Raw genomic sequence first — 401 nt, forward strand, 5'->3', positions numbered from 1 at the left:
GTGCAAGTGGGTTATACCGATCCATCGGCAGCCAATGATCCAAATGCGATTCAAGACAATGCCTGCAATTATTATGCAACACTTCCACCGACAGCGTTAGAAACTGGTTCGATTATTCCTGGAGGCGATACCACAGCACCGACCTTTGTCAGTGCAGCATTAGATACAGCCGGCACATCGCTCACCGTGACCTATAGTGAAGCCCTAGACAGCCCTAACGTACCGCCAGGAGATAGTGGTGTGGTCACCGCAGTTGGTCCAGTTGTACCTGTAACCGGTGTTACAGTGAATGGCTCTACCGTAGTGTTGACTTTGGGTACACCAGTCACAGCAGGTCAAGCGGTGCAAGTGGGTTATACCGATCCATCGGCAGCCAATGATCCAAATGCGATTCAAGACAT

The 401-nt window shown here is 50.6% G+C and carries 1 protein-coding gene; it reads left to right on the forward strand.

Annotated elements, in window-relative coordinates:
* Positions 1–401, forward strand: a 401-nt coding sequence (locus M2R48_RS21185) for a SwmB domain-containing protein (protein WP_315972865.1), incomplete at both ends; no start/stop codon positions are given.

It is taken from the genome of Acinetobacter sp. I-MWF, from assembly GCF_025433935.1.
Taxonomy (GTDB): Bacteria; Pseudomonadota; Gammaproteobacteria; order Pseudomonadales; family Moraxellaceae; genus Acinetobacter; species Acinetobacter guillouiae.